This window comes from Erysipelothrix aquatica (assembly GCF_009828775.2).
GTDB lineage: Bacteria > Bacillota_I > Bacilli_A > Erysipelotrichales > Erysipelotrichaceae > Erysipelothrix > Erysipelothrix aquatica.
In genome coordinates this window covers 21,375-29,975 of the sequence record NZ_WTSY02000025.1, presented here as the reverse complement: position 1 = coordinate 29,975, position 8,601 = coordinate 21,375, and the positions used below count along the sequence as shown (strand labels likewise).

Here is an 8,601-nt window from a genome sequence, read left to right as displayed (position 1 = left end):
ATTTATAAGTATATTAAGTAATTTAATACTATTAAGGGCTGTGGAAAAGTGGATAACATATCATTTGAGCCTATAATACGGCAAATAAGGCTATTTTAGTGTGTTATCAATATGTGGATAACTGTTGATAACTTCTCTAAAAGAAAAACCAGCTGATAAATTTAGCTGGCTTTAAATTCAGATTCAATTTCAAAAATTGCCCGTGCAAGAAGCTGATCTGTTTTGAGTTTCTTTTCAATTTTGTCACATGCACTTATTATGGTTGAATGATCACGTTTTCCAAATTCTTCACCGATTTTATTGTACGGTAAATCGAGATGCTTTCTCGATAGATAAATTGCAATATGGCGTGCATTCGCAATTGCTTTTGTTCGTGCTTTAGAAACAAGCTGAGCTTGTGTAAGTCCATAGTAGTCAGCAACAATACGTTTAATAGTTTTTGTATCCAATTCATTTGTTTTTATTGGTTGTCCATTTGTTACCTTAAATGCAGACATGGCTATATCTAAATTTATATGGTCATTGTTAGAGAATTGAATAGAGTAAAACAATAAGCGGTTAAGTGCACCTTCTAAAGTTCTCACATCTTTAGAGAAATTTGCAGCGACATAAGCGAGGACATCTTCATCAAAAATACCAGGATCAACACTTCGACTCATTATTTTCATTTTTAGAATTGCAAGCGAAGTTTCAAACTCTGGCGAATCAACGCCAACAGATAAACCTGAGGAAAAGCGACTAATTAAGCGGTCTTCGAGTCCTTTAATTTCGGTTGGAAGTCTGTCACTAGTAATAACAATTTGCTTACGGTTATAAATTAATTCATTGAAAATATGGAAGAAAATCTCGTGAGATTTTTCTTTACCTGCTAAAAACTGGATATCATCAATGAGTAAAACATCAAGATCATACATTTGATCTTTGAAGTCTTCAATTTCTCTATTCTGGATAGAGTTGGCAACCTGTCTGACAAAATCAGAACTTGATGTATAAAAGACCTTCGCATTAGGATTCTTTCCTTTTATATAGTTACCAATTGCATTTAGTAAGTGGGTTTTACCTAAACCAGAATTTCCATATATAAATAGTGGTGTATAAAACTGCCCAGGCCGATACGCGCAACCTAATGCAGCCGAATGACTTTCCTTATTACTAGGTCCAACTACGAAATTTTCGAAAGTCTGGTCAACAGCAATTCCATCAGATTTAACAACACGCTTTACTTCAGGAACAGGATTAGCAGTAATTGGCTTCTTCTGTGTGAACTCACCTTCTTCAAGAACTTCGCAGACCATGTTTTCTCGTTCTAAAACAGAATTAATGGCTTTATTCAAGTATTCAAGCTGATCATGCAGAATGACTTTTTGTAAATAAGTTGAAACAACAATCGTTGCCGTTGCATCATCGAGTGCACCAAGACGAGTATCAGATTCAATATATGTTTTAAAAATCATATCATCTAAAGGACTGTTTTTCTGAATATATGATTTAACTTTTCCCCAAACATCCTCTAAATAGAATTTCATCGTTGTCATGGCATTTCTCCTTGTTCATTTACTATAATACCAAATAAAAATAAGAAAAAAAGCAGGTATTTTTTTGATAACAAGTTATCCACAATCATAAGTATCGACCATACAGTAAACAGTGGATAATTTAGAGTTATCCACACTTATCCACAAAATTATCAATGTGGATTAATTGGGGAAAGTTGAAAAGATAGTCAACAACTGTTGATAAATGAATTATTCAGGAATAATATTTGAACTACAAACGTATTAACAACATCATTATAGGGCTTAAACACTGTATATAATGTACTTTCCCACATATCAACAAAGTGTTGATAAACAATGTTAAAAAGTGGTGGTAAAAGGTGTTAAGAGTCAAAGTGGATAAAATAAACAGATATTTAATCCACTGATTTATAAACAGGGTTATCACCAATCCTTAAATTATTAAAATAATGTGGATAAATGTTGTTGAATTTGTTAAGATGGAAAAGCATGTTTTCTGAATCAATAAAAAAAAGCGTACTCACTCGTGGGTTTCGTTGACATTTGGATACAGATTATATATAATTTTAAAGCATTTGCTCTTTATCGTAAAAAAGAACTGGAGGTGGTTTTCAATGAAGAGAACTTATCAACCGAGCAAAAGGAAACACCAAAAGGTCCATGGCTTCAGAGCCCGTATGAAAACAGTTGGCGGACGTCGAGTGCTTTCACGTCGTAGATCAAAAGGAAGAAAAGTGTTATCTGCATAAAAAGTCACCCATGCGGGTGGCTTTTTTGTAAAGATGGAAGTGAATTATGAAAAGAGAACTTAGAGTAAAAAATCCAAGAGATTTTCAGCGAATTATGCAACGACGTCGTTTCAAAAATTCGAAGTCTTTTTCAGTATATATAGATACAAAAAAAGAGATGAGCCCACGATTTGGAATATCAGTTCCTAAAAAACTAGGTGGAGCCGTATTAAGAAATAAAACCAAGCGCCAAGTACGCTCAATGGTTCAAGATATTGGAGTTTTTGAAAGTGATTATGACTATATTATTATGGTACGTAAAAGCTATTTTGAAACAAGTTTTGAGGAAAACCGAAAAGACTTGGAAAAACTCCTAAAAACAGTTAAAATATAACAGTACGTATGTTAGGAGATTTAGATGAGAAAATATAAAAAAATTGCACTCCTAGGATTACTACTTGTAGTACTAACAGGATGTATGAGCTATGTTGATCCTGTAACGAAACAAGTGTATCCAGAATCAATTATTCGATTAGGAGATGCATGGACATGGGGTAAAGAGAGCTGGTTCGGCGCTATCTTTGTATGGCCTATTGCACAATTACTTAACTTCTTTGCTCAATATGTTGGAGCGTTATTATCAATTGTTATCGTTACATTGTTAATTCGTTTATTAACAATTCGTGGATCAATCAAATCAACAATTCAACAACAAAAAATGCAATTGTTAGGACCTGAACAAGCAAAAATTGAAGAGAAATACCGAAACAGAACTGACCAACAATCCAAAATGGCTAAAGCAACCGAAATGCAAAAGCTATACCAAAAACACGATATCAAACCGATGTCAGCAATCGGCGGTCAATTATTACAATTACCAATCATGATTGCAATGTACTATGCGGTTACACGTGCAGACTTAATTATTAGCGGAACAGTATTTGGAGAAACATTAGAAAAAACACCAATGCAAGGATTCCAAGAAATGAATGTTGTGTATATTACAATATTCGCATTAATGGTTATCTTCCAAGCATTATCAATGTTCTTACCACAATACTTAGCAAAACAAAAATTGAAGAAATATCCAAATCAAAAGCAACCAGCAAACCCAGCAAGCTCAATGATGTATGTATCATTAGCAATGATCGTTTTCTTTGCTTTAACATGGAATATCGGAATGAGTCTATACTGGATGATTTCAGCTATGGGACAACTATTCCAAACACTTTATATTAACAATAAATACGCAGATCAAAAATAATTCGTAGGAGGAAGTCATGAAGCAATATACCGCAAAGACTTTGGATGAATTACTAAGTAAAGCAGCCAAAGAAAAAAATGTTCAACCCGAAGATTTAGTATATTACGTAACTGAAGAAAAGACAGGATTCTTAGGAATTGGGTCCAGTGTTACTGCTGAAGTATATGCCCTCCAAGACGTGTCTGAGTTCATTAAAGATTACCTAACTACATTCTTTAGTGGTTTAGGCCAGAACGTTGAAATAGAAATTGATCAAAACAATAATAATATTCGCATTAATATTAATGCAGAGAATAATGCAATCTTGATTGGCCGTGGTGGTAAATCGCTAGATGGACTAGGACAATTGGTTCGTCACGCTGTTAACGCTAAGTTCAAACGTAGATTCTTTGTTAGCCTTGATATTAATAACTATAAAAATGACCGTTACCAAAAACTTAAAGCAATGGCAAAACGTATTGCTAAACAAGTTCAACGATCTAAAGTTGATGCATCGTTAGATCCGATGCCAAATGATGAACGCCGCGTTATTCATAAAGAATTAACGAACTTCCCTAATGTCAAAACGTTAAGTGAAGGTTCTGGCCGTAACCGTCATCTAAAGATCATTTATGATCCAAACAAAGAGTAAGGGGAAGCCCTTATTCTTTTCTTTCTAAAGAGGTATGTATGAAAATAGTTGTAGGTCTGGGGAACCCCGGAAAACAATACGAACGTACACGCCATAATGCTGGTTTTATTACAATAGATAAAGTTGCCTCTAAATTGGGAGTAACAATTTCTACGAAGAAATTTAAAGCATTGATTGCGGAGACATTCGTAAAGGGTCAAAAGGTTATTCTCGTTAAACCACAAACATATATGAACTTATCAGGCGAAGCTGTCCGAGAAGTTGTGGCATATTATGATGCATATCCAGAGGATATTATTATCATAAGTGACGATAAAGACCTTGATTTGGGAAAAATCAGAATCCGCGCGAAAGGCAGTTCTGGTGGACAAAATGGAATCAAGAGTATCATCGAACATATTGGTACATCTGAAATTGCACGTATTAAGGTGGGGATAGGAAAAAATCCCCATATGAATACTGCAGATTACGTTATGGGAAAAATTGATGAAGAAACAGCTATCGAACGTGCTGCAGATGCGGCGATTGATTTTGCTGAAGGAATAGAAATTCTTGAAATTATGAACCGTTATAATGGAGCAAATAATTCATGAATTGGCTTAAAGATTACTTAAAATCGAATCCTATTGTTGAACAATACACCCAGGGCAAAGATAACTTTGCCCATTTGAGCGTGATGCAAGAAGCAATGTTAGCTATAGGAGCAACATTAAAAAACAAGAAAAAAATATTTATTGTTAAAGAAAATGAGCAACAAGCTCAAGAACTGTTCGATCAAATTCAGCGAATAAGTCCCGATTCAAGAGTTATATATTATAACCATGAAGAATCTCTAAGAGTTGAAGCTATCGTACAATCTGAAATTATGCGTGCTAATCGAATTGAGGCACTCTATCGAATATTAGAAAATGACTATGACATATGTATCACGCATGCGATTGCTTCGATTCGTAAACTTTCGTCACCCAATACATTACAAGAGGCAATTACAACCATAAAAATTGGTGACCAGTTTGAGCCAATTGAACTTGCGCAATACTTTCAAAATATGGGTTACTCGCGCGTTAAATACGTTGATCAGCCGTTTACGTTTGCAATGCGTGGTGGTGTTTGTGATATCTTTTCAGTTCAAATGGAAAAGCCAATCCGCATTGAATTCTTTGATGTTGAGGTTGAAAGTATTCGATCCTTCAATATTGATGATCAAAGATCAGAAGAAAAACTTGAATCTGCAACAATCGTCTTTGCGAATGATGTGTTATTAACAGATTCCGATAGAACGATGATTGTATCAAAAGTTGATCAAGCATTGGCATTAGAAAAAAATGAAGAGCTTATCAATAACGTTGAAGTCAAACGGGAGCAGATAAACCAAGGGTCATATGATACGACACTCTATCCCCTTCTTGGATACTGGGAAAACTATGCAACCATCTATGATTTCGTGAAAGATGCGCAGCAAATTTTAAGTTCGGTTGAGGGTGTGGAACGAACATTAAAACAAAATACGATAGATTTAGCAGAGTATTCCGAAGAATTGTATGACATGCACGAGTTAATCTATATTAATAATATGTATGCAGAATATAGCTCTTACCTTAATGATGCTTCAAAAATGAAAATTCATGAGTATCAGATTGAAAATGAAGTCTTCGTTCCTTGGCATAGTGCAAACATAATATCGGATAATATCGTGGAGACACTTCAATGGATTCGTAAAGAAGCTATAACCCAACGTGTCATCATTGCCTTAAATGAACACAACATGGAAGAATTTATCCGTGCACTCATTAATGCAGATATGTCATATACAGTATTAACGGACTATCCAAGTAAACCAGGGATTTATATTGATTACTCAGATATCCAAAGTGGATTTTATCTAGAAGATGAAAGAATTCTTGTTTTCACTGAAAAAGAGCTATACCAATATCGTAAAAAGAAATACCGCTATGACAATAAATTCTCAAAAGCAGAATCTTTGAACCAACTTCAAGATTTAGACACTTCTGATTATGTTGTGCATCGTCAATATGGAATTGGACGTTACATGGGAATTACGACAAAAGAAATTGAAGGAGTCCATAAAGACTTTATGAGAATCATGTATCGTGATGGTGATGAATTATTTGTCCCTCTTGAACAATTTAGTTTAGTTCGAAAATACATGTCTTCTGAAGCAACTGCGGTTAAGCTCAGTAAGCTTGGAAGTAGTGCATGGCAAAAGAATAAAGATAGAGTTAAACAAGATGTTGCATTAGTTGCGGATAAGCTTGTTAATCTATACTCACAGCGAATTGAAAGTGTTGGTTACGCATACCAACCTGATACCGAATTTCAAAAGCAATTCGAATCAGAGTTCGAGTACGAGTTGACTCCAGATCAAAAACAAGCAATCAAAGAGATCAAGGAAGATATGGAAAGACCGCTTCCAATGGACCGACTCCTTATCGGTGACGTCGGATTCGGAAAAACAGAAGTCGCAATCCGGGCAGCATTTAAAGCATTTGTAGATAGTAAACAAGTTATCTTCTTGTGTCCAACTACGATTCTTAGTGCCCAACATGCTCGAACGTTTAAAGAACGCTTCGCAAATTATCCAATTGTGGTTGAAGTATTGAATCGTTTCGTATCTGATAAAGAACAAAAAGATATCATTCAGCGTTTTAAAGATGGAAAAGTTGATATTTTAGTTGGAACGCATCGTGTTTTATCGCGAGATATCAAGCACCATGACCTCGGGTTATTAATTATTGATGAAGAGCAACGTTTTGGTGTCGAACATAAGGAACGGATTAAAGAATTTAAAGTATCGGTTGATGTACTATCGTTGAGTGCAACGCCGATTCCGAGAACGTTACAAATGTCATTAATTGGTCTTCGCTCATTGTCACAACTTAATACTCCACCGTCAAATCGACTCCCAGTTATGACCTATGTAATCGAGAAAAACCAAAAAACAATTAAAGAAATTCTTGCAAAAGAACTAAATCGTGATGGACAGGCATTCTATCTCTACAACAATGTGGAGCAAATTTATAGTGTTGCAAATAATATTGCAATGTCGGTTCCACAAGCGCGTGTTGCGGTTATACATGGACAGATGGATCGTAGTGACATTGAAGATGTTATGATCCAGTTTATTGAGAAAGAGATTAACGTCTTGGTATGTACCACAATTATCGAAACAGGCATTGATATTCCAAATGCGAATACAATTATTGTAGACAATGCCCATCGATTTGGACTGTCTCAACTGTATCAAATTAAAGGTCGTGTTGGTCGATCAGATCGTTTGGCCTATGCATATTTTATGATCCCAAGTAAACAAAATATCACAGAAGTTGCGCAAAAACGTCTGCAAGCAATTAAGGAATTTACGCAATTAGGAAGTGGCTATAAGATTGCAATGCGTGATCTTACTATTCGTGGTGCGGGAGAATTGCTAGGCGGAAATCAATCCGGATTCATTGACACTGTGGGTATTGATTTATACGTTCAACTTCTTAAAGAGGCTATTTCTGAGCGTCAAGGTAAAGGCATTGAAACACCGGAAACAGAATCACGATATAATCTAAGTGTCGATGGTTATTTACCCGACGATTTTACAAGTGATGATGGTGAAAAACTGGAATTGTATCAACGTATTAATGACTTAGAAACCATTTCTGATCTAAAACGATTCTATGATGAAATGCGAGATCGTTATGGAGAACTTCCAGAGTCGGTAACAATGTTATTGGAAAAAACACGCTTAGAAATTTTCTTACGTGACGAGCGTATTGAATCATTTAAGGAACGTGTGAATAAAGTTGAATTACGATTCACAGAAGCATACAGTTCAAATGTCGATGGGATCAGTCTCTTTGAATTGATTTCGGAACGCTCTAGTGAGATTAAAATTAAGTATACGAATCGAATGATATCAATCGAATTGCCTGTCTATAAAGGATGGGCTGAAGATTTAATTTATGTTTTAGAACATGTAAAGGAGCAAAATCATGAGGCTTGATAAGTATTTAAAAGTATCGCGAATCATTAAACGACGTACAATTGCGAAAGATTTGGCTGATGATAATCGTGTATTTGTGAATGGGAAATTAGCAAAACCATCGACTGAAGTCGCGGTTGGGAACGTCATCGAAATTCGCTTTGAACATCGTCATATTAAGGTGGAAGTAACTTTTTTAAGTGATAAAATTCTGCGTTCAAATCCTCCAATGTATGAATTATTGGATGATAAACGCATCGAAAAGAGTGAATAAGTATCTTCGAATATGTGAATTAGTTTATTTTAATTCACATTCACTGTCTTTATTTATTAAGAAAACAGGTCTGAATTGTGACAAAAACGTCACTACATAGTGCGAAAATTTAAAATATGTGAAGATATACTTGAAATATTATTACAATATGAGCATTGTGAAAGTGAAGTGACAACTCTTGAAACGTAATAATTTG

General features: G+C 35.0%; 8 protein-coding genes. 7 read left to right on the top strand and 1 reads right to left on the bottom strand.

From position 1 onward, the window contains the following. Positions 1–161 precede the first annotated feature (161 nt). Positions 162–1,535: a chromosomal replication initiator protein DnaA gene (gene dnaA, locus GVV20_RS07655; protein WP_159634860.1), complete on the bottom strand. Its 1,374-nt coding sequence runs from the start codon at positions 1,533–1,535 to the stop codon at positions 162–164. A gap of 596 nt (positions 1,536–2,131) precedes the next feature. Between dnaA and rpmH the strand changes: the two genes are divergently transcribed. The 7 genes from rpmH to GVV20_RS07620 are packed head-to-tail and all read left to right on the top strand — an operon-like array spanning position 2,132 to position 8,405. After that, positions 2,132–2,266, top strand: coding sequence for a 50S ribosomal protein L34 (gene rpmH, locus GVV20_RS07650; protein WP_003774176.1), 135 nt, complete (start codon positions 2,132–2,134; stop codon positions 2,264–2,266). 46 nt (positions 2,267–2,312) lie between these two features. Continuing rightward, complete coding sequence (rnpA, locus tag GVV20_RS07645) at positions 2,313–2,639, top strand: ribonuclease P protein component (RefSeq protein ID WP_159741780.1); 327 nt, start codon at positions 2,313–2,315, stop codon at positions 2,637–2,639. Positions 2,640–2,663: 24 nt separating this feature from the next. After that, positions 2,664–3,509 carry a membrane protein insertase YidC gene (gene yidC / locus GVV20_RS07640; RefSeq protein ID WP_159639953.1) on the top strand — a complete coding sequence of 282 codons (846 nt, stop codon included), beginning with the start codon at positions 2,664–2,666 and terminating at the stop codon, positions 3,507–3,509. Between the two features lie 16 nt (positions 3,510–3,525). Continuing rightward, a complete protein-coding gene (locus GVV20_RS07635) occupies positions 3,526–4,140 on the top strand; it encodes a Jag family protein (RefSeq protein WP_159634869.1) in 615 nt (204 codons plus the stop codon). Between the two features lie 38 nt (positions 4,141–4,178). Further along, entirely contained in the window at positions 4,179–4,733 is a 555-nt protein-coding gene (pth, locus tag GVV20_RS07630) for an aminoacyl-tRNA hydrolase (RefSeq protein WP_159741330.1), read from the top strand. Continuing rightward, entirely contained in the window at positions 4,730–8,152 is a 3,423-nt protein-coding gene (mfd, locus tag GVV20_RS07625; RefSeq protein WP_159741329.1) for a transcription-repair coupling factor, read from the top strand. Before pth ends, mfd begins: the two co-directional genes overlap by 4 nt. Beyond that, complete coding sequence (locus GVV20_RS07620; RefSeq protein ID WP_159634878.1) at positions 8,142–8,405, top strand: RNA-binding S4 domain-containing protein; 264 nt, start codon at positions 8,142–8,144, stop codon at positions 8,403–8,405. The genes mfd and GVV20_RS07620 overlap by 11 nt, the downstream gene beginning before the upstream one ends. Positions 8,406–8,601 lie beyond the last annotated feature (196 nt).

Bases quoted from the DNA above. Each gene is read 5' to 3' on its own strand.
- rpmH (WP_003774176.1), top strand. From the start codon at position 2,132: ATGAAGAGAACTTATCAACCGAGCAAAAGGAAACACCAAAAGGTCCAT.
- mfd (WP_159741329.1), top strand. From the start codon at position 4,730: ATGAATTGGCTTAAAGATTACTTAAAATCGAATCCTATTGTTGAACAA.
- yidC (WP_159639953.1), top strand. From the start codon at position 2,664: ATGAGAAAATATAAAAAAATTGCACTCCTAGGATTACTACTTGTAGTA.
- GVV20_RS07635 (WP_159634869.1), top strand. From the start codon at position 3,526: ATGAAGCAATATACCGCAAAGACTTTGGATGAATTACTAAGTAAAGCA.
- dnaA (WP_159634860.1), bottom strand. From the start codon at position 1,535: ATGACAACGATGAAATTCTATTTAGAGGATGTTTGGGGAAAAGTTAAA.
- GVV20_RS07620 (WP_159634878.1), top strand. From the start codon at position 8,142: ATGAGGCTTGATAAGTATTTAAAAGTATCGCGAATCATTAAACGACGT.
- rnpA (WP_159741780.1), top strand. From the start codon at position 2,313: ATGAAAAGAGAACTTAGAGTAAAAAATCCAAGAGATTTTCAGCGAATT.
- pth (WP_159741330.1), top strand. From the start codon at position 4,179: ATGAAAATAGTTGTAGGTCTGGGGAACCCCGGAAAACAATACGAACGT.